This is a genomic window from Moritella sp. 5 (assembly GCF_018219455.1).
Lineage (GTDB): Bacteria > Pseudomonadota > Gammaproteobacteria > Enterobacterales > Moritellaceae > Moritella.
The window spans coordinates 4,782,110-4,808,470 of record NZ_CP056122.1; the positions used below are offsets into that span (position 1 = coordinate 4,782,110).

The window sequence follows — 26,361 nt, forward strand, 5'->3', positions numbered from 1 at the left end:
CTGATATTATTGGAGTAAGCACTCTCTCACTTTAAACAACAGAATGATAACACCTATGCAACAGACACCGTCAATGTTAAGTCGAAGTTTCGTTAACGGCTTAGTTAAATCTCAGTACGTACCAGATAATCCCGTTGATGCGTTAAATCTAGATTTAACACGTCCTATTGTTTATGCTTTAAAAACTAAATCGATGACCGATCTCGTGGCATTACAACGAGCTTGTAAAGAACGAGGCTTACCCGACCCACTTACACCAATAAAAGTAAACGGGGTCATCATACCCAGTTATGTTTGCTTAGATAATCCAGCGCCTCTCTTCGGCCGAGTAAAAGATACTGACGTATTTTTTGACGAATTCCAACAGCTATTACGCTTACATAAAGATGATAAAGCCCTTGATATCCAATTGATGCCAGTCGCATTATTTTGGGGCCGCGCACCCGGTAAAGAAGGTCAAGTACCACTACTATCATTAGCAAACAGTATTTCACCAAGCCGTTTACGTAAAACAATCATTGTGGGTCTTAACCGTAAAGATAACTTAGTTCGTTTTAACAAACCTGTATCACTGCGTTTCATGGCCGATCAGCACGGCACCGATGAAAAAATCGTACAGAAATTAATTCGTGTTGCTAAGATCCATTTCAGTCGTCAAAAATTAGCCGCATCAGGTCCTAAACTACCTAACCGCTACCAACTTTTTGAACAACTACTGCGTAACCCAGAAGTTAAAAAAGCCATTCAAGTTGAGATCGCTGAGCATAATATTTCAGCGAAAAAAGCGGAAAAGCGAGCCAATGATTACATCGATGAAATCGCCAGTGATTTTTCGTATAAACTCGTAAAAAACACCAGTAATTTTATGAGCTGGTTATGGAATAAGATCTACAGCGGTATCAAAGTTAATAACGCCGAACAAGTGCGGAAACTTGCCGCCGATGGTCATGAAATCGTATTTATGCCTTGCCATCGTAGCCACATGGATTACTTACTTATTTCTTATGTTATTTACAATGAAGGTTTGATCCCACCACACATTGCAGCTGGTATTAATCTTAACTTTTTCCCTGCCGGCCCTATGTTCCGTCGTGGCGGCGCATTCTTTTTACGCCGTACGTTTAAAGGTAATAAACTTTATGCAACCGTCTTCAGAGAGTACCTAAGCTTATTATTCTCAAAAGGATATTCTGTTGAATTCTTTACTGAAGGTGGCCGAAGCCGTACAGGACGTTTATTACCACCAAAAACCGGTATGCTTAACATGACATTACAAGCGATGCTGAGAGAACAAAGCCGACCAATTACATTAGTGCCGGTATATCTAGGCTACGATCATGTAATGGAAGTGAGCACCTACGTAAAAGAGTTATCAGGGGCTAATAAGAAAAAGGAAAGTGTATTCCAAGTATTTGGGATCGCCAAAAAACTTAAAAATTATGGCCAAGCATTTGTTAACTTTGGTGAACCGATCAACCTTAACCAATATTTAAACAAACACGTTGAAAACTGGCGTGATGATATGAATATGCCGGTTGAAGAACAGCCTCAGTGGCTAAACCAAACAACTCGCGATCTTGCGAATCAAGTGATGATAAATATCAATAGTGCCGCAGCGGTAAATGCCTTAACGATTTGCGCAGTAATTTTACACGCCGCGCCACATAAGGCACTGAGCCGAGAAATTTTGGTGAAGCAAATTGATAGTTACTTAAAATTACTTCGTAACAACCCATATAGTGAATTTAGTACCTTACCAGAAAACAGTGCAGAAGAGATTTTAGACCAAGCGATCTCGATGAAGAAATTCACCGTACGTGAAGATAGCTTAGGACAAATGCTATCGATGTCATATGAACAAGCTGTACTATTAACCTTCTACCGTAATAATATTTTACACCTGTTTGCACTACCGTCATTAATTGCCGCAATCGTGACAGAAAAACCACGGACCAGTGTAGAAGAAATTAATGGTAAAGTTCGCCAGCTTTATCCGTTAATTCAAGCGGAATTGTTCTTGAAATATTCAGACGATGAATTAGATGATTGTATCACTGATACGCTAACTGAGATGCAGACACAGGGATTAATCGTCAATAGTGACAGTGTCATTATACCGGTTAACGAACACTTAATGTCACTAAGACTACTTGCTGCAAGCATCCAAGAAACGCTACAACGTTATGCGATTGTACTGACCGTATTAGAGCATAACCAAGTCATTGAAAAGAGCCTACTCGAAGATCGTAGTCAGTTAATTGCCGAACGTTTATCATCGCTAAATGGTGTGAGTGCGCCAGAGTTTTTTGATAAGAAAGTGCTCGCTATCTTTATTAATAAACTCCAAGAACTGCACTACTTATCTGATGAAGGCACAGCTAAAGCCGATAAAATTAGTCAGTTAGCGAATATAGTCAGAAGCTTGACCACGCTTGAAGTGAAGCAAACAATCTCAGATGTAATACTTAGTCAACAATTTAGTGACGACTAGGTAACTATCACGTATGAGAATATTACGTAAACATAGAAAAGTCTCCCTTTAAACATTGTATGTTTTGAATAAATAAAAAGGAGCTTCAGCTCCTTTTTATTTATTCCTGATTACTCACCTAAGAGACTACATGGCCAAAATACCACTATTGAAGTTTTGTTACGCCCTCATGCACACATAAAAACGGAGACGTAATGCCACCATACGCTCCAGGCCCGCCTCTATTAGGCACATCAAATATTCCGTGATTCCCATAATAATCATCCCCCTTTTTAAACGTGTCAAAAGAATCTCGATTATTGACTTCAATAATGGGGAGCGAGCTAGACATAAAATAGTCAACTGACCATGTTGTATCATTAGCCTCATACAATTCAGCCATGAACGCCGAGTTAGCATACAAAGTATTGTATGACGCCTCTCGCCTCTGCGCCACAGGGTCATATTTATCACCTATCAGTGGAAGCTTCCAGCCATTATTACTTTCACAGAAAGCGATAGCGTCCTGACCAGATAAAGGCGTCTCAAAAGATGTCGTGTACATTGCGTATCCATAGGCGGTTTGATTATTTTTTTTATCCTCCGAAGAGGGCTGATAGGGAATGGTGATCATATATTCATCACCAACCTTTTTCCAAACCAGTACGTCATTAAAGTCTAACCCTTCAGGAATAAAAATAGATACGGTCATCAGTTCTTTATCTGTATTAGGATTACTAATAGTAATGTCGTTTGCTCCAACGTAAAGTTCAGATATCAAGTCACTATGGTCAAAAAAACAAGTATTAGCTACACTCGACTCTAAGTTAGTCCCTGTATTAAGGTTATGTAAAGTACATTTAATTTGGCTGGTCGTTTTGAAAGATACCAATAAATCATTCTTCTCCCCCCAGTAAACTTCCGCTTTATGAGGCAAAATCTTAAGTTCTTTATAATTATTCCCGTTACTTCCATCACAACCAATAAGCCCTAGACTCAGAAGTGCAGCGCAAATAATAAATATTTTTTTCACATTATTTCCCCAATAAAAGAGTGTCATATAATTAATTTTAATAACCTTTTAGTATCCTTTACTAATAATATGTAAAGGCTGTTGAAAAAAAATATTAGTATCTAATGTCACTTCCTCAATAAAATAAAATTGATTAACCAAACAGTTTCAATAGATAAGGAGATAACAGCATATTCAATTCCAAGCTTTAAAAGCTAGTAAACTTTAATATAATGAAAATTGGAATAACATTAATAATTACTAACTACTATATTAGGTCTCAAGTTAATATAGAGCAGCAATCACTTACATTTTCTAACTTAATTCAACGATAAGAAGTCTTAATGGAAGGAACAAAAATTTCATTAATGAAGCACATTTAGGGACGACTGCGATTACATTTCGCCTTTGCCTGCTGAGTTACCGCAACCTACGCTTACTATCTTTGTAGCTAATCAATGTTGTCAGTGCGCCTCTTCAGCGGACTTAAAAGGCACACAATATAACTAGGTAAACTTATTTCAATTGTAACGACAAACTACACCAATGATCTGGATATCCACCTACAAATAGCTTAAAAATAAGCTCGAAAAAATAATCATACCGACATAATTATTATGTAGAAATGCTTTAAAACAAGACTCTCGGTCGCGATTCACAATCAAATATTGTTGATAAATAAATAGTCCAGCAACGATTGTTAAGCCAATAAAGAACACGCTTGGTAAAACCAATAACCAACCTAATAATCCTAAACATAATAACGATGACAATTGTAATAACCCTACGATCAATTTATCTTTTTTACCGAATAAAATTGCGGTAGATTTAATGCCAATTTTTAAATCATCATCTCGATCAACCATGGCATATAAGGTATCGTAAGCAACTGTCCATAAGATATTTGCCACAAATAATAACCATGCATAACTCGGTACAGAATCTAATTGCGCCGCAAACCCCATCGGAATAGCCCAACCAAATGCCATGCCTAATACAACTTGAGGTAGGTGAGTATAACGCTTCATAAATGGATAGCACGCGGCAAGGCCAACGCCCACAAACGATAATAGAATCGTCAATGTATTCATGGTCAACACAAGTAAAAAAGCCAGCAAGGTTAAACCAAAGAAAAACATCAACGCTGCACGGCTTGATATACGCCCAGAAGCAAGCGGCCTATTTTCAGTGCGTTTTACATGACCATCAACATGCCGATCAGCAAAATCATTAATGACACACCCCGCCGCACGCATTAAAATAACCCCTAATGTAAAAACGAGGAGCACATCTAATTTAGGGACGCCTTCAGCAGCAATCCACAACGCCCACAGCGTTGGCCACAATAACAGCAAGGTGCCAATAGGCTTATCCATACGAGTAAGCTGTATGTAATCTTTCATTTTTGATGTCATGAACGACATAGAGTTAACATCCTTTTATTATTTATACGCTAAGGCATCAGGTAAAAACACTTCAGAAACAAGTAATGACTGCCCACCTAATAGAAAACACGAACGACGCCCGAATAACGATGCTTTAGGAGCTGATGAAAACAGATGAGACAATGAATATACTTTACTGTGTGAATGAAATTCAGCTATTTCAATTTCACTACGCTGCATATCAGGCGCGTTAAACAATACGCTACCTAATGAACGGGTCCCCAGTTTTTCCAATTCACCGCCCGGTGCAGTTAGCGTATTTAATGGCATAACGCTACGCGCAAAAACCCAAGGTATCCCATCAAGTTTTAATAGAACCTCACGAACAAAACCTAAATTATCCGTTAGATTTAATTTTATCTTTTCATCGTCGGATAGTTGATAATGACCTTCCGCTAATATTTCAACCGTAAATGTCTGACAATGCTGCTTCAATCTAGCAGTTAATGACCCCGTATCAACGAGCCAATCATAAAGATTCGCAGATAATTTTTCTTCTAATATAGTTGGCCATAACCACTTCGAATCACAGCCGATGGGGTAGCATGGTAATGCCTGCTCACTAGTACGCGTATTATTTATATTATCTGACATATTATAAATTACTTTTTCAACAACGAAATCAGGCATAATTATCTGCTATTCAGACCAAGATTGTAAGCAGGGACACAAGTTGTTAACTGATTTATTTAATTAATCATTTGAAAGTGAGTATACTGACTCACAACCAACCTACTTTTACGACTCATTTAACTAAGGACACGGTAAATGAAAAAATTATTCTGGCTCTTGTGCATGATCATGGCCTCAGTATCTTCCACTGCCGTATCTGCTAACGACCACAAGCCGGTGTATATTTATTTCGGCTTAGAGCCGGATATTATTACCAACTATACCAGTGAAACAAACAAAATTGGTTTCATCAGTGTCTCTATAGAATTTATGCTCGCAGATAAAAAAAGCTTAGCTGTGATAGAAAAGCATGAACCCTTGATCAGGGATAAAATAATTTCATTACTCGGTCAGCAATCACCACAACATTTACGCTCTCTCACAGGCCGAGAAGAGATCAGAAAAATGATCCAAAATGAAGTGAACAGCTTACTAAAACAAGAAAGTGGTGAAGCCGTGATTGAGAATCTATTATTTACCAAATATATATTAATGTAATCAAAAAAGGAGTAAGCCGCTAAGCCTACTCCTTTATCAATTTACATCGCTAATACAATCAGCTAGTCACTTATGCTTTTAAATAGCATTAACGTTTAATCGCATTAATGATCGCAGTCGTGGAGCAACCATCTTCAAATTGTAAGATATTAACCTTGCCACCATTCGCCAGAACTTGTTTATGCCCAGCGATCTCTTCTACTTTGTAATCACCACCTTTAACTAATACATCAGGTAGTAATTCAGAGATTAAACGCTCTGGTGTTTCTTCAACAAACTCCACAACCCAATCAACGGCACCTAAAGCAGCAAGTACTGTCATACGGCGATCACAAGTATTAATCGGACGACCAGATCCTTTCAACCCACGTACAGAAGCATCAGAATTAACCGCCAAAATTAAACGTTGCCCCAGTTTACGTGCCGAATTTAAATAAGACACATGACCCGCATGCAGAATATCAAAACAACCATTAGTCATGACAATCTCTTCGCCACGTAACTTAGCTGATTTAACTGCAATTTTTAACTGCTCTTCGCTTAATACACCAAACCCACTTTCATGAGATCCATAAACAGAGTTCGCTAATTCAATCGGGCTTACCGTCGACGTACCAATTTTAGCAACCACAACACTTGCTCCCGCGTTAGCCAATGCACAAGCTTCTTCGAGTGATGAACCCGCTGATACAGCTGCTGCTAATACTGAGATAACCGTATCACCCGCGCCTGTCACGTCATACACTTCTTGTGCTAATGCAGGAAGGTGAAACTCATCTTGCTCAGCTCGAATTAAGGTCATGCCTTTTTCACTACGCGTAACTAATAATGCTTCGAGATCATATTCAGTAATTAATTTTCGACCTTTCTCAACAAGGTCTTGTTCATTCTTACAATATCCAACAACCGCTTCAAACTCCGATAAATTTGGCGTTAACAAGGTCGCACCACGGTATTTTTCAAAATCACAGCCTTTTGGATCAACAAAAACTTTAACGCCTTGTTGCTTTGCTGCTTGGATCATTTGTTGTACCTCAACCAAGGCGCCTTTGTTATAGTCCGATACGATCATTACTGAATAATCCGAAAAATTATCAATCGTTTTGGCGACTAAAGGTTGGGTATCGACTGCCGCAACAGATTCTTCAAAATCTAATCTAATCACTTGCTGACCACGGCTTAATACACGTAATTTAGTGATAGTTGGGTAATCATCTAATTGCAAAAAATCACAAATAACATCGACAGCATTCATTTTCCCGCATAGCGCTTGTGCAGCTTCGTCATTACCCGTTAAGCCTAAAAGTTTTGTACTAGCACCTAAAGCCGCAAGGTTAAGCGCAACGTTAGCGGCACCACCAGGGCGATCTTCAACATTATTCACTTTAACAATTGGAACTGGCGCCTCGGGAGAAATACGACTCGAATCGCCCGTCCAATAACGATCTAACATTACATCGCCAACGACTAATATTTTTGAATTGTTAAAGTCAGGTAAAATGATTTCCATTATTCTCTCGATAATTTCTAATTAGAAGATTTAAATTTATAGTCTAAAAATGCTTGGCCACAACCAACCATTAAACCAAGTACATGTGCAGCGTTAGCAACATTAAGACCAAATATTGGGAAAAAGCCGAGCACAAGCCAAACCAGCATAAAACCAACATAAGGCTTGGGTAAACTAATACCCTGTGTTGGCGCTAACCAACCTGTCCACCAAATATAACCGACCAAGGCATAAACCACACCCGATAAACCACCAAAGTTAGGTCCTGCTAATAAAAACTGACCGATATTGGGTATTAACGCAGCAACTAAAAACAACAGTAATAACTTTTTACTGCCCAGCTTATTTTCAATTTGGCCACCAAGATACCACCACCATAATAAATTAAATACTAGGTGTAAAACTGAAAAATGAATGAGCGCAGGGGTAAATAAACGCCAAACCTCACTCAGTGAGGAAACACTTAAATCAAAAGGAAAATGCAGCGCAGCATATATAAATTCATTTTGTGTCAACATGCTAAAATACATCGCGGCAAAGACAACCACACTCAAGGTAAAAATAGTGAGGGTCACTTTACCTGCATGTATCAAAAAGTTGGACAACATATTACCCGAACCATAACTAAAATTTGCCGTACGCGTATCAGCAACATCCCAAGACGCTGCTTGGTATTTATCTTGATAAGGGTCAGCCAAAAACATATCAAGTTCTTGTGATGCAACTTCAACATGGGTCATCGCGGGTAAACAGATCGCAAACCCGTCTTCTGTTTGTGCGACTTTCGCATCAATTTTCTGCACTGCTAAATAATCTACAAAAGCCTGCGCCATACGTGGATTATTAATTACACCAATCTCAATCATGCTATTACCTATTTTGTCACAAACGCACATTCTCGACGCCAAGCTTCAAACCCACCGTCCATGCTGTACACGTTTTCAAAGCCTTGTTCCACTAAATATTGCGCCGCGCCTTGACTACTACGCCCATGATAACAAACCACCACCACAGGCACATCAAAGTTCGTTTGCTGCATGAAGTTACCTAACACTGAGTCAGTGAGATGCAATGAATCTTCAATATGTGCATCTGTAAATGATTGAGGGTCACGAATATCGACAATTTTAACGCCTGTACTATCACTGACTAATTGCTGAACTTCATTAATTGAAATATGTTTGAAACTATCCATTATTTTCTCATCTTTAGTGATATTAAGAACTAAAATTTGCTATAAGAACAAAGATACCAAATATTGATGTACTCTTTAAGCATTATCATCCACAAAGGTGGCTATCCCATCAAAGTGAAACCTGTTATATTTCAATTCTAAACAGGCATTAATAAGACTGGCACGAGATATAACGCGTATTAATGTTTATAAAATTCAACACCATGATAGAAGATATCAATTGTGAATAATTAATTTAATCACAGTACTAATTTTAAGATTTGCAAACTATGAGCAACTAATATGAATAATGAAATATTTGTTATCAACCTGGATAAATCAACCTCACGTTTAGAAACCTCAACTCAACAGTTAAAAGCTGCTGGTTTATCTTTCACAAGGATACCAGCCGTCTACGGTGCTGACTTATCTAAAACGGAAAAAAACACACACTATAGTAGCGATTTAAATCATAAATTATTCTATCGAAAATTAAATGATGGTGAAATTGGTGCATACCTCAGTCATCGAAAAGCTTGGCAAGCAATTGTAGATAAAGAGCTTGATTATGGCATTGTGTTTGAAGATGACTTTATCTTGCGAGATGATCTAAATAAAGCAATAGAAAATATAAATGCTATCCCATTTGAATGGGATTATATTAAGTTGGCCAGCTATAACAGTAAAGAAATAAAACAAAAAGTAATATACCAAAAACGACTTATAGATATGGATTTAGTCGCCTATACGAAGGTCGTTACAGGGGCTTCTGCTACCGTGATTAGCTATAAGGCGGCTAAAGAACTACTTGTGAAAACTGAACGATTTGGTAGACCTTTTGATACTGATTTACAATATTGGTGGGAAAAAAATATCCATATATTCTGCTTACTACCATTCGTATCAGCGCAAGATGAAAATATGTTAAGTGATATTGACAGCACGGGTGGCAAACGTAATAAGAGTAATAATCGTTTTTTTCAACGTCAATTTATTCAAATTAAAAAATTCTTTTTAAATCGACATCATAATGCTGCTTTTTTAGCAAAATATAATAATCTAGATTTATAAGTAATTTAAAGTGATAAATAGTTATAGCGAAGCAACTATTTATCACTTTATTACCTAAGTATGCCTACTCAGCTAATAATTTTTTCAAAATACGCAATGTGCTCTAAAACCGTTCTCTCTGATGTAAACTCCGTTTCGATTTTATGCTTGCATACTTTAGACATTTCTTGAACTAAGTCTTTATTGTTGTAAAGATATTCAATCTTATCCGCAATTGCTTGAGCATCTTTAACTGGTACAACGCAACCATTTATACCTTCAATAACAACCTCTTTACTACCGCCCGTTTCTGTTACAATTGACGGTGTACCATACCCCATAGCTTCCATAACAGCGCGAGGAAGCCCTTCTCCACTAATTGAAGCTTGAATTAATATATCACTGGCAGCACTTAACTCTGGTGCATCATATCGATATCCTGCTAAATGAATTCTATCCGCTAAAGGCGAATTTTTAATTGCACTTAAGTAGGGGTCTTTATCCATGCCTGAACCAACAAGTAACAAATGAAAATTATCTAAATGAGCCACTTTACTTACAGCTTCGATAAGGATTGATAACCCTTTGCTTGGTCGAATTGTTGCCACTGCGATTGCAACAAAAGCATCTTCAGGAATACCAAATTCAGATAAGTTACCCGGTACTGATTGATACCAAGATAAATCATGCCCTTTATAAATAGTGACAACCTTATCTTTATTTTTCCATACCTTAGAACGGACATCCTCAGTTACAGCATCAGATACGCAAATAACGCCATCAACCCTTGGATGTAAATGAGTTAAATAAGCACTGGGATCATGACGATATAATCCACCAGTGGTTCCTCGATAGTTAATCATTTTCGCAGGAAAACCAATACAAGCAAAAGCAGCACTCGGAATCGTTCTAGAATTTAAAGCGTAAACAATATCATAATGTGTACTGCTTAATTCTTCACGAATCGCTTTAATGGTTTTAAAACACACTTTTTTAGTCGGATATTGTTCAATAACTTTAATACCAAGCTCTTCAAACATAGGGGTATATTCAGAATTAGGTCGAGTAAAAACAGTAACATCATGACCTTTTTTTGCAAAGCCGATCGTAATCATGACTTCAGGTCTACTAACATTTGTAATCTTAGCATAATCGCCTACAACCAAAATTTTCATATAGTGCCTTTTCATTCCGAATTCAATTATTAACAATGCTTATGATACTATCACATTGTTAATATTGATCCAGAAGGGAATGCCAGATGCTAAGCCGAACGCTCTATACCACGTTACTTTATGCAACTTCACCGTTGATATTTTCTTTACTGTTAAAGACAAAAAAAGGAAAGCCTCCTATTGGCGACCGTTGGAAAGAGTTTGTAGGTATAACCCCTGAATTAACGCTATCACAGCAACCGATCTGGATCCATGCAGTTTCAGTGGGGGAAGTGATTGCTGCAACACCAATTATCAAGGCATTACAACAGCACTACCCTGAGCAACCACTACTCATTACGACAACAACAAGTACGGGTGCAGAACGTGTAGAGGCTTTAACTGGTCACATTGAACACAGGTACTTTCCTGCAGATTACCCTTGTGCGGTAAAACAGTTTATTAGCCGTATGAAACCAGCACTCTGTTTAATAATGGAAACCGAGTTATGGCCTAATATGCTAACTATTTGTAACGATGAAAATATTCCCACGATAGTAGTTAATGCTCGACTGTCTGAGAAGTCGCAACAAAAGTACCAACGATTTCAATCATTATTCTCAGCACCATTACAAAAGTTGACCCATGTTTTATGTCAGGATGAAAACGATCTACGTCGCTTTACAACGTTAGGGTTAATCCAAACCCAACTTTCTGTCACAGGTACAGTGAAATTTGATATTCAATTTTCAGATACCATCATCAATCATGGTTTATCACTGCGCGAACAGTTTGGCAAACAACGTCCTGTCGTCATCGCCTCAAGTACACATAAAGGTGAAGATGAAATCGTGCTTGCCGCATTTGAAAAAGTAAAACAACAACATAATGATGCGTTATTAATATTGGTACCACGCCATCCAGAACGCTTCGATGATGTAGCTACACGCTGCTTAGATAAATTTCCTCACACACAACGACGCAGCCAAACTCAAGCGACAGAAAACCTAAGTAACATTGATGTTTATTTAGGAGATAGTATGGGAGAGATGCCACTGCTACTTGCTGCCAGTGATATTTGCTTTATGGGCGGAAGTTTAATTGGAGATAAAGTCGGTGGGCATAATTTATTAGAACCAGCCGCATTATCAAAAGCGTGTATCACAGGTCCAAGTTACTATAATTTTGCGGACGTAACAGCCCAATTACTTGCATGTGATGGGGTTGCTGTCGTCAATAATGAGCTTGAGTTAGCTAATAAGATAAATGAATTAATGTCACAGCCAGAGATTGCAGTAACTATGGGTCAACAAGCAAAGAGTGTAGTGGAAAAGAACAAAGGCGCATTAACCAAAATCATGCAAAAACTAACCTTTTACATCGACCAAACGCTCAAGCAAGCCAATACAAAATAGTGTGTATCGTCAATATGGTTTATCTTTTCACGAAATAATCAGCGATAAAGAAAAACCATATTGCATACTTACACAGTCAATAAACTAGCTGTTTATCTCAGGAATAACCGTTTCAGCCGTCGCTAAACGTAAGTAATATTCACGCATATGCTGATAATCGACAAGGGCTTTTTCAGTGAAATAAGGCTTCATCATGAAGATAGATTTCAGAATGCCACGATAAATATCCGTTTTATATACTTTTGCATCTTTACTGATTGTGGTGCGATAACTTACCCAAGACACAAGCACAACCTTAATCGAGTTGGCTAATTCGTCCAGATCTTCCATCGGAATATTCACCACTTTATTTTTCTGTAAAGAGAATAACAAATCCACTTCACGCTGCGCTGACACTTCTTGGAATTTTAAATATTTTTTATGTAAGTTTGGGTCTCGAGATAACAGGGTCGGTAAACTGTAATACAAAAATCTAAAACGCCACATCGTTTCAAACATCGAATCTAAATAACTCATCATCACTTCTAATGTCACGTCACCTTCACGGTGAGGTTGAAAATGCTCCGCTAAATAATTAACATATTGATCAAAAATAGAGTCAATAATGTCTTCTTTATTACGAAAGTGATAATAAAGATTGCCAGGACTAATACCTAAATGTGCGGCAATATGATTGGTGGTCACGTTACGCTCACCACATTCATTAAACAGCTCAAGTGCAGTATAAATGATCTTATCTCTGGTTTTCATGAAAATGACCGCTTTGATTTATAATGGAATACTCAATACTCGCACATTTATTGCTAAATGACACAGTGTAATATCCCATTGTTAGAATGTTCGCTCAATTATGATAACCCGCGAATAATAAATCCCAATCTGTCTCTTGCCATTTGAACGCCGTATCTTTCCTTTGTTCTTTCAAAAAAGAGCGCTTTAACCGTGCTAAATTATCTTTTTTCCACGAATTTGCAGCGGGTTTAAATTTGCAGCGATCAAAATCGATAAGCCACCACTTACCCTTTCCATCGAGAATAATATTATGGGTATTTAAATCCGCATGCCATAAATCAACATCATGGAAACGTCTTATCATTGCGCCAATTTGTCTATAATCATCAGACTTTAACGCACGATCTTTTAATACCGCAACTAAATCGTTGGCACCCGCAATCTTCTCGGTAATCAAATCAGCATGATAAAACAATCCCTGTTTAATAATCTGTCCAGCAATTGGTTTTGGTGCTGGTAAGTTTTTATCCACAAGTTGCTGAGTCACCACAAATTCTTGGTAAGCACGAGTATTCTTTAACCCAGTATAAAAATAGGCATCTTTAATTAACTTCGCAATCAAACCACCACGATGATAATGACGTAACACAAATTCATCATCGTTTATTTTAAAGAACCAGGTAATACCGCGACCAAACGCTGAACCAATAATCGCATTATTACGTTGCCAATATGCCCCATCAAAATATTCAGGGGTGATCTCGCCTTTTAATTCGTCCTGAAAAAATAAGACTCTAGCGCCTTGTGTCTCTATTAACATGTGATCTCCAAAAAAACTTCGTCGATAAATTTTACATTACCTCAAACGATTTGCATAATAGCCTTTTACATTCAACAACTAGAAATGATGAATATGACCCCTCCACAGAGTATCTGTATATTACGTTTTTCCGCAATTGGTGATGTTTGCCATGCTGTTTCTGTTGTACAAGCAATTCAGCGACAATACCCAAATGCAAAGATCACTTGGGTGATCGGAAAAATAGAAGCCATGTTAGTTGGGGACATCAACAATGTTGAATTTATTATTTTTGATAAAAAAGCCGGATTAAAAGGCTATTCAGACCTACGGAAAAAATTAAATAACCGTCAGTTTGATGTATTACTGCATATGCAAGTTGCACTCCGAGCGAGCATCGCGAGTTTATGTATTAAAGCCAAACAGCGCTGGGGATTTGATAAAACAAGAGCCAAAGAAGGCCAGTGGTTGTTCACTAATCATAAAATTAAGCCGCAATCACAACCCCATGTACTCGATGGTTTTATGGCGTTTGCCGAAGCGATTGGCGTACCCGTCGCACCTCCGCAATGGGATATCCCACTTTCAACCCAAGATAACTTATGGGCGCATTCACAATTAAGCCACGAAAAGAAAAATTTTATTATTTGCCCATCAGCAAGTAAAGCAGAACGTAATTGGTCAACAGAAAGTTATGCCGAAATAGCCAATTATATGCATGAGCAAGACTATCAAGTATCAATATGTGGAGGCCCGACAGAAAGCGAAAAGCAACTCGCTAAAGATATAATGCAGCTAACCACAACACCAATTAATAACCTTGTTGGTGAAACATCCTTGAAGCAATTGCTCGCTATTTTAAAACATGCTGATCTTGTGTTAGCACCCGATACTGGTCCTGCGCATATGAGTACCACTGTAGGAACTCCCGTTGTTGGTTTATACGCGCACAGTAATCCGGGACGTACAGGGCCTTATAATAATCTTAACGATGTCGCTGAAGTTTACCATCAACATTTACCAAACAGTGAATGGGGACAACGGGCGAAAGGGCCTGACTTAATGAATAACATAAGCATCACAACCGTTAAAAATAAATTAGCACGTTTTATACAATAATAATTACATATACCTTGAACTAACACTGAGTAGAGTAAGAAATTATCATGACAGTAAAAGTAATTTACCCAGGTACATTTGACCCTATCACCAATGGTCATACTGATTTAATCGAACGCGCAGCAAAACTGTTTGATCACGTCATTGTTGGCGTGGCTTTTAACCCTACCAAAAAGCCATTCTTTAATCTTGATGAACGCGTGCAGTTAGCAAAAACTGTAACAGCACATTTGAATAATGTGGAAGTGGTAGGCTTTAGTGGTTTATTAGTTGATTTTGCTAAAGAATATAATGCGTCCGTATTAATTCGAGGCTTACGTGCGGTATCTGATTTTGAGTATGAATTCCAACTTGCGAATATGAATCGTCGCTTAAGTCCTGATTTAGAAAGCGTATTCCTAACACCCTCTGAAGAAAATTCATTTATCTCTTCAACACTGGTGAAAGAAGTGGCCATTCACAACGGCGATGTAGCACAGTTTGTCGCACCGATTGTTTGCCAGGCTATTTTAGATAAAATTGCAAAAAAATAGCCCGTTAAGTAAAGCTTAGGTTAGCGTTGGCATTGATTACAATAAATCGTGTTGCGCTGGCCGATCTTCATCGCTTGTAATACTTCACCACATTTCGGGCACGCCTTACCAGCCTTACCATACACTTGCAGTTCCTGCACAAAATAACCCGGTTTACCATCCGTCTGAGTAAAGTCTTTCAGTGTCGTACCGCCTTGTTCAATGGCTTTCGCTAATACTTGTTTCACCTCTTCCACGAGTACCTTATAACGCTGTAAAGACACCTTGCCCGCGGCACGTTTTGGACTAATCCCAGCAGAGAATAATGCTTCATTGGCATAAATATTACCTACACCCACCACGATATGGTTATCCATTAGAAATGACTTAACCGGTACTTTTCGTGATCGCGAGCGCTCAAATAAACGTTGTGCAGTAAACGCATCGGTCAACGGTTCCGGTCCTAAACTGGCTAATAATTTATGTTCAAGCACATCGCCGACTTGCCACAACACCGAACCAAATCGCCTAGGATCGTTCAGGCGAAGACATTTACCAGAATCCAATACTATGTCTACATGATCATGCTTTTCGACTGTCACGGTCGAATCAAGCACTCTTAAACTACCAGACATACCTAGATGAATGATGATTGTGCCCTTTTCAGTCTCGAGTAATAAATATTTGGCTCGGCGACGTACGCTTGTCACTGTACAGCCCACCGCATCCTGTATCGCGATTGGCACTGGCCAACGTAATTGTGCATTACGCACAACTATCTTAGTAATTTGTGCATTTTCGAGATAAGGGGCAATGCCTTGACGGCTTACTTCAACTTCCGGTAATTCAGGCATGTGTAATCCAGTATATGAGAACTTAATCTGTTGATGGTAAAAAAGGGAAATAAACAAGATAACTAGCGAGGTAATAAAACTTGTAATTCAGACTCATCTATTTGCAATAACTTACCCTGCCAATTTTGTAGCAGATAGCCACCATCAATTTGGTATAAAATCAGCGTAATCGGCTCTGATAAGTTCGCCAGTTCGAAAGATATATTAATGCCGTAGGCCAAATTAGCAATCACAATATCGTTAACCACAGGCTTAAATGTGGCCGTTTCCCACGCTTTAATAATTTGTTTAAGTTGCGGTTGTGAAAGTCCTAACTCCGGTAACGTAGCAAGTTGGCTACCCACACGCTGGATCTGGATATTATCAAACTGCATCGACAATACAACAGCATGAGCAGGTAACGCCGTTTGGTATTGACCAGCAGACTCATCACCTTCTATTTTTTTTCCTGAATATTGAAATACCAGCATCATCGCCAGTACCGCAAATATCAATACGTTATTCCAACCTCGTCGTGATAACTGCACATTAAATCCTTCTAATTCTCTGATATCGCATCTTGAAGTAGTTTGGGTATATACATCAATAAGTATATGCAAATTACGTGAAAATGTCGGATTGGGCAAGATAGAAACAAGGAATTTTAGGCAAAAAAAAACCCAGCAAAAGCTGAGTTTTCAATATTTGAACATAAAACCAAAGATTACTTGATTTTACCTTCTTTGTACATAACGTGCTTACGAATAACTGGATCAAATTTTTTGATTTCCATTTTTTCAGGCATGTTTTTTTTGTTTTTATCAGTGGTATAGAAGTGACCTGTACCAGCAGATGAATTCAGACGAATTTTATCGCGCATAATAGAGTTCCTTAAACCTTCTCACCACGGGCACGCATTTCAGCAAGAACTGAATCGATACCCTTTTTATCAATAATACGCATACCTTTACAAGTAAGGCGTAACTTTACAAAGCGGTTTTCGCTCTCAACCCAAAAACGGTGTGTATGTAGGTTTGGCAAAAAACGGCGACGAGTGCGGTTTTTTGCGTGAGAAACGTTATTACCAACAGCTGGTTTTTTACCAGTGACTTGGCATACTTTAGACATGTCGTCTTCTCCAAATATTTTCTTGCTCGAGCAAATATACAGCGTCTTGTTGGCCGTCGCCCAAGACGCGTGCTAAAGGCGGCATTTTATACAGTAAATTAAAACATAGAGCAAGCTTTTTATATTTCTCAGATGGTCATAAATATAAAATTCATACCCATCCTCGCTCTGCAAAGCTCGCTATGTCACTGTCACCTATAACAAAATGATCGAGGACTTTAACATCAATTAATTGTAAGGCTGAAATAAGTTTATCTGTGATCATACGATCTGCACGGCTGGGTTCAGCAATGCCAGAAGGATGATTATGGGCAAATATTACTGCCGCAGCATTTCTTTCTAACGCTTTTTTAACCACAACTCTCGGATAAACACTAGCACTGTCTATTGTGCCATAAAACAACTCTTCAAAGCGAATAACTCGGTGCTTATTGTCTAAAAATAATACCGCAAAGACTTCATTAGGCTGATCGCGTAATTTTGCGCGTATGTAATCTCGACTTTCTTGGGGGTTAGTTAACACATCACCGCGCTCTAACTTTTCGGCCAAAAAGCGCCGAGACATCTCAACAGTGGCTTGTAATTGTACATATTTTGCCACGCCTAATCCCTTCGTTTGACAGAATTCATGTTCACTCGCAGCAAACAAGGATCTTAACGTGCCAAATTCAGCTAAAATATGCCGAGCCAACATCACCACATTCGTCCCTTTAATACCAGTACGTAGAAAAATAGCCAATAACTCGGCATCGGATAGTGATTGTGGGCCAAACTTAACCAACTTCTCTCGGGGCATCTCATCTCTGGGTAATGCTTTTAATTTCATCTGAATTCCCATTTAACATAACATCCTGTTAGCTTAGTAATTCGATGAATAAAAGAGCTAGATAATGATAAAACAGTGAAATAGTTCAAATTTATGGATTTGATAATGACGTGTATAAAATTAATAACAAACCTTAGCATCTGATAATTTAATTATGGTATTGTTATTACGTTATTAGAATAACCTTTCAGATTTTAACGTGGAATACACAATGACTGTAATTGCCAATAAACGCATTTTGCTCGGTATTACGGGCGGCATCGCTGCTTACAAATGTGCAGAATTAACGCGTCGCTTAACGGAACAAGGCGCAGAAGTACGCGTCGTGATGACCCAATCAGCACAAGAATTCATTACCCCGCTCACCATGCAAGCAGTCTCTGGATTCCCCGTTTCCCATAGCTTATTAGACCCAGCTGCCGAAGCAGGCATGGGTCACATTGAATTAGCGAAGTGGGCAGATTTAGTGTTAATCGCCCCAGCAACCGCTAATTTCATTGCCAAGTTCACAGCCGGTATTGCCGATGATTTACTCTCGACATTGTGTTTAGCCACACCCGCACCGATTGCCGTTGCACCAGCGATGAATCAAGTCATGTACCAAGCGCCCGCAACGCAGGCTAATTTAGCAACACTTAAACAGCGCGCAGTTCCACTATGGGGACCCGCTTCAGGCGCCCAAGCTTGTGGAGACGTGGGCCCAGGTCGAATGGTTAATCCCGATGAACTCGTCACCGCCGTTGTCGATTTCTTTACCGCAGCGGCACAACCACAAGTGCTCGCGGGTAAAAATATCATGATCACAGCAGGACCAACTCGTGAGGCGATTGATCCAGTACGCTACATCAGTAATCACAGTTCTGGTAAAATGGGCTATGCCCTTGCCCAAGCAGCTCTTTCACTCGGCGCAAATGTCACCATCGTTAGCGGCCCCGTTGCACTAGCAGCACCCGCAGAGTGTCGTATTATCAACGTCACCAGCGCACTTGATATGCACGATGCCGTTATGTTTGATATCAACCAACAAGATATTTTTATTGCCTGTGCAGCCGTTGCTGATTATCGCCCTGAAACCATTGCTGAACAAAAGATCAAAAAGACCAATAGCGACGAAATGATTGTTCGAATGGTCAAGAATCCCGATATCGTAGCCAGTGTCGCAGCGCTCAAAAATTCTCCTTTTACTGTCGGTTTTGCTGCAGAAACACAAGATGTTGAACATTATGCACGCGACAAAATGCAACGTAAAAATCTTGCTATGATCGCTGCAAATGACGTGTCACAATCCGGCCAAGGCTTCAATGCCGAAGACAATGCATTGACCGTATTTTGGCCACAAGGCACTGCGCAAATAGCATTAGCGAACAAGCAAGATGTGGCAACACAATTACTGCAGTTAATTGCAACCCAATTCAATGCCAATACATAACGATAACTAAAATTACATTCAACATTCTACCTTGTCTTGCGCTAACGCAAAGCATTGTAGATCTATCAATTGATATATTCAGTGAAACAAATAATGAAGCAAATAGAAGTAAAAATATTAAATCCACGCGTGGGTAAAGAATTCCCATTACCAAGTTATGCAACGCCGGGTTCAGCAGGTTTGGACCTACGCGCTTGCCTTGAACAACCACTCACGGTTAATCCAGGTGAAACGCATTTGATCCCAACGGGTATTGCCATTCATATTGCAGACCCAACGATGGCAGCAACCATTTTACCACGTTCAGGCTTAGGCCATAAACACGGTATCGTATTGGGTAACTTAGTGGGTTTAATCGACTCTGATTATCAAGGTGAGTTAATGATCTCATGTTGGAATCGAGGTCAAGACAGCTTCAGTATTCAACCGGGCGATCGTATCGCTCAAATGATGATAGTGCCAGTAATACAAGCACAATTAACTATCGTTGAAGAGTTTGATAGCAGTGAACGTGGCGAAGGTGGCTTTGGCCATTCGGGTAAGCAATAACGGTTAACACCATTCTAGGATGAAAAAGATGTCAACAAGCACTAAAAAAAATCGTCGAGAACAAATTTTACAAGCGTTAGCGCATATGCTGGAGACCCATCCAGGTCAGCGTATCACGACCGCAAAACTCGCTAAAGAAGTCGGCGTTTCAGAGGCAGCCCTCTATCGTCACTTCCCAAGTAAAGCGCGTATGTTTGAAGGTTTAATTACCTTTATCGAAGATTCAATATTAGCGGGTATTAATCAAATCTTAAATGAAGAAAAAGATACCATTACTCGTTGTCATCACATCCTGCATCTACTGTTGGTCTTTACCGAGCGGAACCCTGGCATCACCCGCATTATGACTGGCGATGCACTACAAGGTGAGCACGAACGTCTCGGTGAGCAGATCAGCGCCTTGTATGCCAAGATTGAAACACACTTTAAACAAGTACTACGTGAAAAGAAAATGCGCGAAGCCACAGGTTTTAGTTTAGACGAAGGTACGTTAGCCAACTTATTACTGGCGTACGCAGAAGGGCGAATTAATCAATACGTTCGCACCCGCTTTGCATTAAAACCAACGACTGATTTTGATCAACAGTGGACCTTCTTACACAAGCAGCTATTACAGAGTTAATCGTTACCAGGTTAATGTTTAATTACTCAAAGTATAAAAACAAAAAAGGCTACCGAGGTAGCCTTTTTATTTTCTATAACAGCAGTATATCTAACACTGCTAATTAGATACCGTAGTTTTCACGGTATGTTTTTACGTTTTCAAGGTGCTCTTGCATTTCTGGCTTATCTGCTAAAAAAGAAACAAGATCACCTAACGTCACGATTGATAATACTTTACACGCATAATCACGTTCGATTTCTTGAATTGCAGATAATTCGCCTTTGCCTTTTTCTTGGCGGTCTAGCGCAATTAACACACCCGATAGTTCAGCGTTATTTGCTTGGATGATATCCATTGACTCACGGATTGCAGTACCCGCAGTGATCACGTCATCAACTAACATAATACGACCTTCAAGCGCAGCACCTACTAATGAACCACCTTCACCGTGGTCTTTTTTCTCTTTGCGGTTAAAGCAGTAAGGTGCATCAATATCATGATGATCATTCAGTGCAACAACCGTTGTTGTCGCAATTGGAATACCTTTGTAGGCAGGGCCAAATACTACATCGTATTCAATACCAGAATCAACTAAAGCAGCGGCATAGAAACGACCGATACGTGATAAATCACGGCCTGTGTTAAACAAACCGGCATTGAAGAAATAAGGGCTAGTACGACCAGACTTTAGAGTGAACTCACCAAACTTAAGTACTTCTTTTTCTAAAGCAAACTCAATAAATTCGCGTTGGTAATCTTTCATCGTTTTCCCCTATTATGATTAATTAAATGTTGTTAGCTAAAAGCCACTTCACCTAAAAAGCCTAATAATATGGGGTATATTATTAGGCAATTAATATTGTCAGCGCTCGGCGACTAACGATAAGCGCCGCTATTCTAACAAGCTTTACGCTTTAATCAAGCTATCACCGAGTGCTTTCTTTTGTTCTACAATAATCTGCTCGATACCATCTTTCGCTAACGCGAGCATGCTTAGCATTTCTTCGTGGCTAAACGGTTCGCCTTCAGCAGTTCCTTGGATCTCAATAAATTTACCAGTTTCAGTCATCACCACATTCATGTCTGTTTCAGCATCTGAATCTTCTGGGTAATCTAAATCGCACACGGCTTCGCCTTTGTAGATACCCACAGATACAGCTGCGATCATAAATTTGATTGGGCTAATCTTTAATTTTCCTTTACGGATCAGGAATTCAATCGCATCTGCCAGTGCCACACAAGCGCCTGTAATAGCAGCCGTACGAGTGCCGCCGTCAGCTTGAATAACATCACAATCAATTACAATCGTGTGTTCACCTAATGATCCAAGGTCGATACAAGCACGTAGTGAACGCGCGATCAGACGCTGAATTTCCATCGTACGTCCAGTTTGCCCACCACGCGCCGCTTCACGATTCATACGTTTGTGCGTAGAGCGCGGTAGCATGCCGTATTCAGCCGTTACCCAACCTTGGCCTTTACCCTTTAAGAAACGTGGCACATTGTTTTCAACAGTCGCAGTACACAATACTTTCGTACCTCCGAATTCAACTAATACAGACCCTTCTGCATGAGCGGTGAAGTTACGGGTAATTGTTACAGGTCTAACTTGACCTAATGTTCTTTGACTTGGACGCATTATTTTAACTCTTCAATGATGATTGCCCAATATTATATGAGCTAAGCTAAACTATCGCTATAGCAAGTTGTAATAACCTGAAGGTATAATTAGCTTAATTTATTTTAATTAACGGATTTAACATGATTCATAGTATGACGGCATATGCCCGTAAAGAATTTAAAGGTGATTGGGGTACTGCTGTATGGGAGATCCGTTCGGTTAACCAACGTTACCTCGAAACGTACATCCGATTACCAGAACAATTTCGTGGTTTAGAAGCAGTATTACGTGAACGTTTCCGTAAACAATTACAACGCGGTAAAGTTGAATGTAACCTGCGTTTTGAAGCTAGTGCAGCAAATAGTGGTGCATTACAGTTAAACGAAGCATTAGCCGAAAAATTAATTGAAAGCGCAAACTGGGTATCAAAAAAAGCCGGTAAGGCAAAACTAAACCCTGTAGATATTCTACGTTGGCCTGGCGTAATGGAAGCCGCAGAAAAAGACATGGGTGAGTTATCAACTGACCTACTCAGCTTTTTCAACGAAACGCTGACTGAATTTTTAGAGTCGCGCGCATCTGAAGGTGAAAAACTGCAAGCGATGCTAGAGCAACGTTTAGCGGGTATCACTGAACAAGCTGCGTTTGTGCAAAGTAAAATGCCAGAAATCATCGAATGGCAACGCGAACGCATTCAAAAGAAATTTACCGATGCGAAAATCGAATTAGATGAAACCCGCGTTGAGCAAGAACTTATCTTAATGGCGCAGAAGTTAGATGTTGCTGAAGAAATCGATCGCTTAAATGCCCACGTAACAGAAACGCACAGTATCTTGAAAAAAGGTGGCGCATGTGGCCGTCGTCTTGATTTTATGATGCAAGAATTCAATCGCGAATCAAATACCCTAGGTTCTAAATCTATCAGCACAGACATCACTAAGTCTGCGGTAGAGCTTAAAGTATTGATTGAGCAGATGCGCGAGCAGTTACAGAATATTGAGTAATTGTTTAACCACTAAGTTACGATAATTCAAAGCCCTCTTTTATTAGCAGAGGGCTTTTTTCAATGATAAGCCTAAAACTAAAGTATCAAAGGCTATTAAATTCATGCTATTTAACTAAATAATATTGAGTACCGACAAAATTAATCAAGATTCTCGATTATATCACTCATCGCTCGATTCTAAGTATTAACCGACTGTATTATTAATCCAAATCCCACTTTCTATCTAAGCATTATTTGAATAAAACCAAAGAGACAAACATCTAGAACGTGCTCTTAATCTGCGACAATCGTCACACTTAAAGTTACAACATCAAGCCAAACACCCCCAAATGAGTACCCCTAAAGTAATTCATTGTAAATGAATTTGAATTAACACATAGATAACATTACGGTAACAACGTTATATATCCACATTTTATACATGGATAAATAAAAGAGCTACTATCTTGATAACCATAATTTATAAATAAGGAACCTAACAAATGTCTATTAACAATTTAAGTACCATTGTAAACAAGATATCTAAACAATCAGAAGAAATAAGTTCATTACAGTTATCTTCAATGTTTGGTGAAAAAGTTAAATTTTTTGGGCAATCTGGTATTCAAGTTAAATCACTTAATTTTAACAATGCAATTCTACATCTCGAAAACAACGAAACAGTACAAAATCATATTGGTGGCATTCATTCTGCGGCAACCGCATTATTGGGCGAATCAGCTACTGGTTTTTTAGTTGGCATGCACGTTCCTGATGATCGTATTCCTTTACTCAAATCTATGAATATTAAATACGTCCACCGCGCTGATGGTAATTTGAAAGCAACAGCAAGTTTAACCGAAACTCAAATATCAGATATCAAAAATTCAGATAGGGGGGAGGCATCAGTAAAAGTCGTTATTACAGATAGTAGTGATAATAACCCTGTTGATGCTGAATTCATTTGGGCATGGAAAACCAAAAAGAAATAATATTTATGTGGAAATAACATGAAAACTTATATTTGTAAGATATGTGACTGGGTTTACGATGAAAAAAATGGAGACCCAGATTCAGGAATATCACCGGGTACAAGATGGGATGATGTTGACGAATTTTGGGTTTGCCCTGATTGTGGAATGGGTAAAAACAGATTCGATATGGTCGAACTAACTACTTAAGTTAAAATAAAAAAGGGATTTTTATGATTAAAAATGAATTTAAAGAATTAGTGTTAGATACCATATCAAAGCACTCAAATATATCGAAAACAATAATTTCGAAGTCACATTTCACTTTATCTGAATTAATTCATACATCACCAAAACTAATTAATAGCGTTGATTTAATGGAAGTGTTTGCATATACCGCAATTCAAATAAAGAAAAAATATCAAGTCGCTCCTAAATTACCAGCCTTGCCATTAAGTACAACAATGGATGAAGTGGTTGAATACTTATTTGAAACAACAAAATTAAAGTTAGAGGTAAGACAGTGAATACTTTAGATATAAATAAAACTAAACTTCCTCTTTGCGGAAATAAACCAAATGTAGAACGTAATGTATGGGCAGCGATTACAACAAACGATAATGGCTTATTTAAAACGTTCTGGCAACAACATAGGTATCATGAAGCTAGGCGATGGAGTGTGACTGACTTCATCAATGAAATTGATTTTCCTAATTTAACAATGCTAGAACGATCCTACATAAAAAATGCCGGATTTGCAGAGATCACAACAAAACCTGGGGCCGATAGACTGACTCGTCAAGCCGATAGCGAATGCCAAAAATGGTTAAATACAAACCCTCAATTATCAGCAGTAATGCAAGCATGTGGTACCTGGAGCCGCTATTGGAATGAAGAAGAAAGCCATCATGAAATGGCTTTCTTATATCTATCTTATGCTGCTAATGAAAACACAGACAGCCCTATTCTAAATGCAGTACCGTCTGATAAGGAAATTATAGATTTTAGAAGAATATATCCTGATGACAATATGCTAAGAACACTAACAATTTTAGCTATGTCTGAAGGCATAGCAACGCTTCAATATAACGATTTTGCTGACGCAGCAACAGATCCCGCACTTATAGCATTGTTTAGAAAAATTAGTTTAGACGAGTCTCAACACATGCGTAATTTCGTATCATTTGCTAAAGCGCTGGTTGATAGTGGTGAGTTTGACATACGTGATGTTTTAAGTATGGCGATAATGTTTATGCGTGAAGATGGGGAGATATATGGCAACTCGGAAAATAGAGTCAAAGAACGTGATACTCATGTAAATTGGTGGGATGCAATTGATGATAACTGTAAACGAGATCCTGCGAGTGAGGAAAAAGAAGTTAAGCAAATTATTTTTAAAGTTGTAGAAAATATAACAGGTATAAAAGTGAGTGATGTAGAAGAACTTGAAGAAATATGGATGGAGCTACTCGTAGCATGATCCTTGGGATAGGGACCGATATTCAAGTCGTCGATGAAATGAAATATATTTCATCGCTACTTTATCCAGACCTAATGTTCACCCAGAATGAAATTGGTTATATATGCAATGGAAAAAATAAAACTGAACGATTAGCCACTTTATTTAGTGTCAAAGAAGCCTTTTTTAAAGCACTTCCGTCTTCATTTCAATGGGCATGGATAGATATTGAACTTAAAAAAAATATTGATGGAAGTCCATATTTATCGATAGATAAAATAATAGCGGCATATCCACTTATAGCTAACTGGAACATTAACTTATCCTTAAGTCATAGTGGAGGTTATGTTCAATCGTTTGTCATCATTGAAGCCTAAATTAAACTTAACTATTA

31 protein-coding genes are annotated in these 26,361 nt (G+C 38.7%); 15 read left to right on the forward strand and 16 right to left on the reverse strand.

Translation table 11 applies throughout. The annotated features are described in order from the left end of the window. Positions 1-55: 55 nt before the first annotated feature. Positions 56-2,491 carry a glycerol-3-phosphate 1-O-acyltransferase PlsB gene (plsB, locus tag HWV01_RS21350; protein WP_249185398.1) on the forward strand — a complete coding sequence of 812 codons (2,436 nt, stop codon included), beginning with the start codon at positions 56-58 and terminating at the stop codon, positions 2,489-2,491. A gap of 145 nt (positions 2,492-2,636) precedes the next feature. On the opposite strand, the gene HWV01_RS21355 is transcribed toward plsB, so the two are convergent. The 3 genes from HWV01_RS21355 to HWV01_RS21365 all read right to left on the reverse strand — a co-directional run bounded on the left by HWV01_RS21355 (position 2,637) and on the right by HWV01_RS21365 (position 5,557). Continuing rightward, the gene (locus HWV01_RS21355) at positions 2,637-3,503 is read right to left on the reverse strand and encodes a hypothetical protein (RefSeq protein WP_211673383.1); all 867 of its coding nucleotides are present in this window, start codon (positions 3,501-3,503) and stop codon (positions 2,637-2,639) included. 542 nt (positions 3,504-4,045) lie between these two features. Beyond that, entirely contained in the window at positions 4,046-4,906 is an 861-nt protein-coding gene (ubiA, locus tag HWV01_RS21360; protein WP_211673384.1) for a 4-hydroxybenzoate octaprenyltransferase, read from the reverse strand. An 18-nt stretch (positions 4,907-4,924) separates the two neighbouring features. Further along, on the reverse strand, positions 4,925-5,557 hold the full coding sequence (locus HWV01_RS21365) for a chorismate lyase (RefSeq protein ID WP_249185399.1): 633 nt from the start codon (positions 5,555-5,557) through the stop codon (positions 4,925-4,927). 138 nt (positions 5,558-5,695) lie between these two features. Here HWV01_RS21365 and HWV01_RS21370 point away from each other — a divergent pair, with 138 nt between their 5' ends. Next, a complete protein-coding gene (locus tag HWV01_RS21370; protein ID WP_211673385.1) occupies positions 5,696-6,097 on the forward strand; it encodes a flagellar basal body-associated FliL family protein in 402 nt (133 codons plus the stop codon). 88 nt (positions 6,098-6,185) lie between these two features. Here HWV01_RS21370 and hldE read toward each other — a convergent pair whose 3' ends face one another. The 3 genes from hldE to glpE are packed head-to-tail and all read right to left on the reverse strand — an operon-like array spanning position 6,186 to position 8,802. Beyond that, on the reverse strand, positions 6,186-7,607 hold the full coding sequence (gene hldE, locus HWV01_RS21375) for a bifunctional D-glycero-beta-D-manno-heptose-7-phosphate kinase/D-glycero-beta-D-manno-heptose 1-phosphate adenylyltransferase HldE (protein ID WP_211673386.1): 1,422 nt from the start codon (positions 7,605-7,607) through the stop codon (positions 6,186-6,188). Positions 7,608-7,624: 17 nt separating this feature from the next. Continuing rightward, positions 7,625-8,473 (reverse strand): rhomboid family intramembrane serine protease GlpG, encoded by an 849-nt coding sequence (gene glpG / locus HWV01_RS21380; protein WP_211673387.1) that lies wholly within the window; start codon positions 8,471-8,473, stop codon positions 7,625-7,627. Between the two features lie 8 nt (positions 8,474-8,481). Beyond that, entirely contained in the window at positions 8,482-8,802 is a 321-nt protein-coding gene (gene glpE / locus HWV01_RS21385; protein ID WP_211673388.1) for a thiosulfate sulfurtransferase GlpE, read from the reverse strand. Positions 8,803-9,084: 282 nt separating this feature from the next. Here glpE and HWV01_RS21390 point away from each other — a divergent pair, with 282 nt between their 5' ends. Then, a complete protein-coding gene (locus HWV01_RS21390) occupies positions 9,085-9,852 on the forward strand; it encodes a glycosyltransferase family 25 protein (protein WP_211673389.1) in 768 nt (255 codons plus the stop codon). A gap of 68 nt (positions 9,853-9,920) precedes the next feature. Here the strand turns inward: HWV01_RS21390 and HWV01_RS21395 are convergent, their stop codons facing one another. After that, the gene (locus HWV01_RS21395) at positions 9,921-11,006 is read right to left on the reverse strand and encodes a glycosyltransferase family 4 protein (RefSeq protein WP_211673390.1); all 1,086 of its coding nucleotides are present in this window, start codon (positions 11,004-11,006) and stop codon (positions 9,921-9,923) included. A gap of 86 nt (positions 11,007-11,092) precedes the next feature. Here HWV01_RS21395 and waaA point away from each other — a divergent pair, with 86 nt between their 5' ends. Continuing rightward, positions 11,093-12,400 (forward strand): lipid IV(A) 3-deoxy-D-manno-octulosonic acid transferase, encoded by a 1,308-nt coding sequence (gene waaA / locus HWV01_RS21400; protein WP_211673391.1) that lies wholly within the window; start codon positions 11,093-11,095, stop codon positions 12,398-12,400. Between the two features lie 84 nt (positions 12,401-12,484). Here waaA and HWV01_RS21405 read toward each other — a convergent pair whose 3' ends face one another. Together HWV01_RS21405 and HWV01_RS21410 are read right to left on the reverse strand one after the other, a co-directional pair. Beyond that, positions 12,485-13,150 carry a TetR/AcrR family transcriptional regulator gene (locus HWV01_RS21405; RefSeq protein ID WP_211673392.1) on the reverse strand — a complete coding sequence of 222 codons (666 nt, stop codon included), beginning with the start codon at positions 13,148-13,150 and terminating at the stop codon, positions 12,485-12,487. Positions 13,151-13,244: 94 nt separating this feature from the next. Further along, a complete protein-coding gene (locus tag HWV01_RS21410) occupies positions 13,245-13,952 on the reverse strand; it encodes a 3-deoxy-D-manno-octulosonic acid kinase (protein ID WP_211673393.1) in 708 nt (235 codons plus the stop codon). A 93-nt stretch (positions 13,953-14,045) separates the two neighbouring features. Here HWV01_RS21410 and HWV01_RS21415 point away from each other — a divergent pair, with 93 nt between their 5' ends. Next, the gene (locus HWV01_RS21415; RefSeq protein WP_371816348.1) at positions 14,046-15,050 is read left to right on the forward strand and encodes a glycosyltransferase family 9 protein; all 1,005 of its coding nucleotides are present in this window, start codon (positions 14,046-14,048) and stop codon (positions 15,048-15,050) included. Between the two features lie 47 nt (positions 15,051-15,097). Next, entirely contained in the window at positions 15,098-15,583 is a 486-nt protein-coding gene (gene coaD, locus HWV01_RS21420; protein ID WP_211673394.1) for a pantetheine-phosphate adenylyltransferase, read from the forward strand. A gap of 20 nt (positions 15,584-15,603) precedes the next feature. On the opposite strand, the gene mutM is transcribed toward coaD, so the two are convergent. From mutM to radC, 5 genes are all read right to left on the reverse strand, one after another. Beyond that, on the reverse strand, positions 15,604-16,416 hold the full coding sequence (gene mutM / locus HWV01_RS21425; RefSeq protein ID WP_211673395.1) for a bifunctional DNA-formamidopyrimidine glycosylase/DNA-(apurinic or apyrimidinic site) lyase: 813 nt from the start codon (positions 16,414-16,416) through the stop codon (positions 15,604-15,606). 62 nt (positions 16,417-16,478) lie between these two features. Next, positions 16,479-16,943 (reverse strand): hypothetical protein, encoded by a 465-nt coding sequence (locus HWV01_RS21430; RefSeq protein WP_211673396.1) that lies wholly within the window; start codon positions 16,941-16,943, stop codon positions 16,479-16,481. A gap of 176 nt (positions 16,944-17,119) precedes the next feature. Continuing rightward, positions 17,120-17,275, reverse strand: a complete 156-nt coding sequence (gene rpmG / locus HWV01_RS21435; RefSeq protein ID WP_045108636.1) for a 50S ribosomal protein L33 — start codon at positions 17,273-17,275, stop codon at positions 17,120-17,122. Positions 17,276-17,286: 11 nt separating this feature from the next. Next, positions 17,287-17,523: a 50S ribosomal protein L28 gene (gene rpmB / locus HWV01_RS21440; protein ID WP_006030956.1), complete on the reverse strand. Its 237-nt coding sequence runs from the start codon at positions 17,521-17,523 to the stop codon at positions 17,287-17,289. Positions 17,524-17,674: 151 nt separating this feature from the next. Then, positions 17,675-18,349: a DNA repair protein RadC gene (radC, locus tag HWV01_RS21445; protein ID WP_211673397.1), complete on the reverse strand. Its 675-nt coding sequence runs from the start codon at positions 18,347-18,349 to the stop codon at positions 17,675-17,677. 211 nt (positions 18,350-18,560) lie between these two features. Here radC and coaBC point away from each other — a divergent pair, with 211 nt between their 5' ends. From coaBC to slmA, 3 genes are all read left to right on the forward strand, one after another. After that, on the forward strand, positions 18,561-19,778 hold the full coding sequence (coaBC, locus tag HWV01_RS21450; protein ID WP_211673398.1) for a bifunctional phosphopantothenoylcysteine decarboxylase/phosphopantothenate--cysteine ligase CoaBC: 1,218 nt from the start codon (positions 18,561-18,563) through the stop codon (positions 19,776-19,778). 90 nt (positions 19,779-19,868) lie between these two features. Next, positions 19,869-20,327 carry a dUTP diphosphatase gene (gene dut / locus HWV01_RS21455; RefSeq protein WP_198155594.1) on the forward strand — a complete coding sequence of 153 codons (459 nt, stop codon included), beginning with the start codon at positions 19,869-19,871 and terminating at the stop codon, positions 20,325-20,327. 28 nt (positions 20,328-20,355) lie between these two features. After that, positions 20,356-20,949 (forward strand): nucleoid occlusion factor SlmA, encoded by a 594-nt coding sequence (gene slmA / locus HWV01_RS21460; RefSeq protein ID WP_211673399.1) that lies wholly within the window; start codon positions 20,356-20,358, stop codon positions 20,947-20,949. A 103-nt stretch (positions 20,950-21,052) separates the two neighbouring features. On the opposite strand, the gene pyrE is transcribed toward slmA, so the two are convergent. Both pyrE and rph read right to left on the reverse strand, forming a co-directional pair. Next, on the reverse strand, positions 21,053-21,694 hold the full coding sequence (gene pyrE / locus HWV01_RS21465; RefSeq protein ID WP_211673400.1) for an orotate phosphoribosyltransferase: 642 nt from the start codon (positions 21,692-21,694) through the stop codon (positions 21,053-21,055). 144 nt (positions 21,695-21,838) lie between these two features. After that, a complete protein-coding gene (gene rph, locus HWV01_RS21470) occupies positions 21,839-22,570 on the reverse strand; it encodes a ribonuclease PH (protein WP_211673401.1) in 732 nt (243 codons plus the stop codon). Between the two features lie 122 nt (positions 22,571-22,692). Here rph and HWV01_RS21475 point away from each other — a divergent pair, with 122 nt between their 5' ends. From HWV01_RS21475 to HWV01_RS21500, 6 genes are all read left to right on the forward strand, one after another. Further along, a complete protein-coding gene (locus HWV01_RS21475; RefSeq protein ID WP_211673402.1) occupies positions 22,693-23,556 on the forward strand; it encodes a YicC/YloC family endoribonuclease in 864 nt (287 codons plus the stop codon). A 484-nt stretch (positions 23,557-24,040) separates the two neighbouring features. Further along, positions 24,041-24,529 carry a DUF4442 domain-containing protein gene (locus tag HWV01_RS21480; protein ID WP_211673403.1) on the forward strand — a complete coding sequence of 163 codons (489 nt, stop codon included), beginning with the start codon at positions 24,041-24,043 and terminating at the stop codon, positions 24,527-24,529. 18 nt (positions 24,530-24,547) lie between these two features. After that, the gene (locus HWV01_RS21485; RefSeq protein ID WP_211673405.1) at positions 24,548-24,718 is read left to right on the forward strand and encodes a rubredoxin; all 171 of its coding nucleotides are present in this window, start codon (positions 24,548-24,550) and stop codon (positions 24,716-24,718) included. 23 nt (positions 24,719-24,741) lie between these two features. Continuing rightward, positions 24,742-25,035: a hypothetical protein gene (locus HWV01_RS21490; RefSeq protein WP_211673407.1), complete on the forward strand. Its 294-nt coding sequence runs from the start codon at positions 24,742-24,744 to the stop codon at positions 25,033-25,035. Next, positions 25,032-25,988 (forward strand): hypothetical protein, encoded by a 957-nt coding sequence (locus HWV01_RS21495; RefSeq protein WP_211673408.1) that lies wholly within the window; start codon positions 25,032-25,034, stop codon positions 25,986-25,988. Before HWV01_RS21490 ends, HWV01_RS21495 begins: the two co-directional genes overlap by 4 nt. Further along, on the forward strand, positions 25,964-26,344 hold the full coding sequence (locus tag HWV01_RS21500; RefSeq protein ID WP_211673410.1) for a holo-ACP synthase: 381 nt from the start codon (positions 25,964-25,966) through the stop codon (positions 26,342-26,344). The genes HWV01_RS21495 and HWV01_RS21500 overlap by 25 nt, the downstream gene beginning before the upstream one ends. Positions 26,345-26,361 lie beyond the last annotated feature (17 nt).

Coding starts and splice junctions, on each gene's coding strand:
- slmA (WP_211673399.1), top strand. CDS start 20,356: ATGTCAACAAGCACTAAAAAAAATCGTCGAGAACAAATTTTACAAGCG.
- HWV01_RS21490 (WP_211673407.1), top strand. CDS start 24,742: ATGATTAAAAATGAATTTAAAGAATTAGTGTTAGATACCATATCAAAG.
- mutM (WP_211673395.1), bottom strand. CDS start 16,416: ATGCCTGAATTACCGGAAGTTGAAGTAAGCCGTCAAGGCATTGCCCCT.
- ubiA (WP_211673384.1), bottom strand. CDS start 4,906: ATGTCGTTCATGACATCAAAAATGAAAGATTACATACAGCTTACTCGT.
- waaA (WP_211673391.1), top strand. CDS start 11,093: ATGCTAAGCCGAACGCTCTATACCACGTTACTTTATGCAACTTCACCG.
- HWV01_RS21410 (WP_211673393.1), bottom strand. CDS start 13,952: ATGTTAATAGAGACACAAGGCGCTAGAGTCTTATTTTTTCAGGACGAA.
- rph (WP_211673401.1), bottom strand. CDS start 22,570: ATGCGTCCAAGTCAAAGAACATTAGGTCAAGTTAGACCTGTAACAATT.
- glpE (WP_211673388.1), bottom strand. CDS start 8,802: ATGGATAGTTTCAAACATATTTCAATTAATGAAGTTCAGCAATTAGTC.
- HWV01_RS21390 (WP_211673389.1), top strand. CDS start 9,085: ATGAATAATGAAATATTTGTTATCAACCTGGATAAATCAACCTCACGT.
- pyrE (WP_211673400.1), bottom strand. CDS start 21,694: ATGAAAGATTACCAACGCGAATTTATTGAGTTTGCTTTAGAAAAAGAA.
- HWV01_RS21480 (WP_211673403.1), top strand. CDS start 24,041: ATGTCTATTAACAATTTAAGTACCATTGTAAACAAGATATCTAAACAA.
- coaD (WP_211673394.1), top strand. CDS start 15,098: ATGACAGTAAAAGTAATTTACCCAGGTACATTTGACCCTATCACCAAT.
- HWV01_RS21485 (WP_211673405.1), top strand. CDS start 24,548: ATGAAAACTTATATTTGTAAGATATGTGACTGGGTTTACGATGAAAAA.
- HWV01_RS21500 (WP_211673410.1), top strand. CDS start 25,964: ATGGATGGAGCTACTCGTAGCATGATCCTTGGGATAGGGACCGATATT.
- HWV01_RS21370 (WP_211673385.1), top strand. CDS start 5,696: ATGAAAAAATTATTCTGGCTCTTGTGCATGATCATGGCCTCAGTATCT.
- rpmG (WP_045108636.1), bottom strand. CDS start 17,275: ATGCGCGATAAAATTCGTCTGAATTCATCTGCTGGTACAGGTCACTTC.
- HWV01_RS21395 (WP_211673390.1), bottom strand. CDS start 11,006: ATGAAAATTTTGGTTGTAGGCGATTATGCTAAGATTACAAATGTTAGT.
- hldE (WP_211673386.1), bottom strand. CDS start 7,607: ATGGAAATCATTTTACCTGACTTTAACAATTCAAAAATATTAGTCGTT.
- HWV01_RS21365 (WP_249185399.1), bottom strand. CDS start 5,557: ATGCCTGATTTCGTTGTTGAAAAAGTAATTTATAATATGTCAGATAAT.
- plsB (WP_249185398.1), top strand. CDS start 56: ATGCAACAGACACCGTCAATGTTAAGTCGAAGTTTCGTTAACGGCTTA.
- rpmB (WP_006030956.1), bottom strand. CDS start 17,523: ATGTCTAAAGTATGCCAAGTCACTGGTAAAAAACCAGCTGTTGGTAAT.
- HWV01_RS21415 (WP_371816348.1), top strand. CDS start 14,046: ATGACCCCTCCACAGAGTATCTGTATATTACGTTTTTCCGCAATTGGT.
- HWV01_RS21475 (WP_211673402.1), top strand. CDS start 22,693: ATGATTCATAGTATGACGGCATATGCCCGTAAAGAATTTAAAGGTGAT.
- radC (WP_211673397.1), bottom strand. CDS start 18,349: ATGAAATTAAAAGCATTACCCAGAGATGAGATGCCCCGAGAGAAGTTG.
- HWV01_RS21405 (WP_211673392.1), bottom strand. CDS start 13,150: ATGAAAACCAGAGATAAGATCATTTATACTGCACTTGAGCTGTTTAAT.
- glpG (WP_211673387.1), bottom strand. CDS start 8,473: ATGATTGAGATTGGTGTAATTAATAATCCACGTATGGCGCAGGCTTTT.
- coaBC (WP_211673398.1), top strand. CDS start 18,561: ATGACTGTAATTGCCAATAAACGCATTTTGCTCGGTATTACGGGCGGC.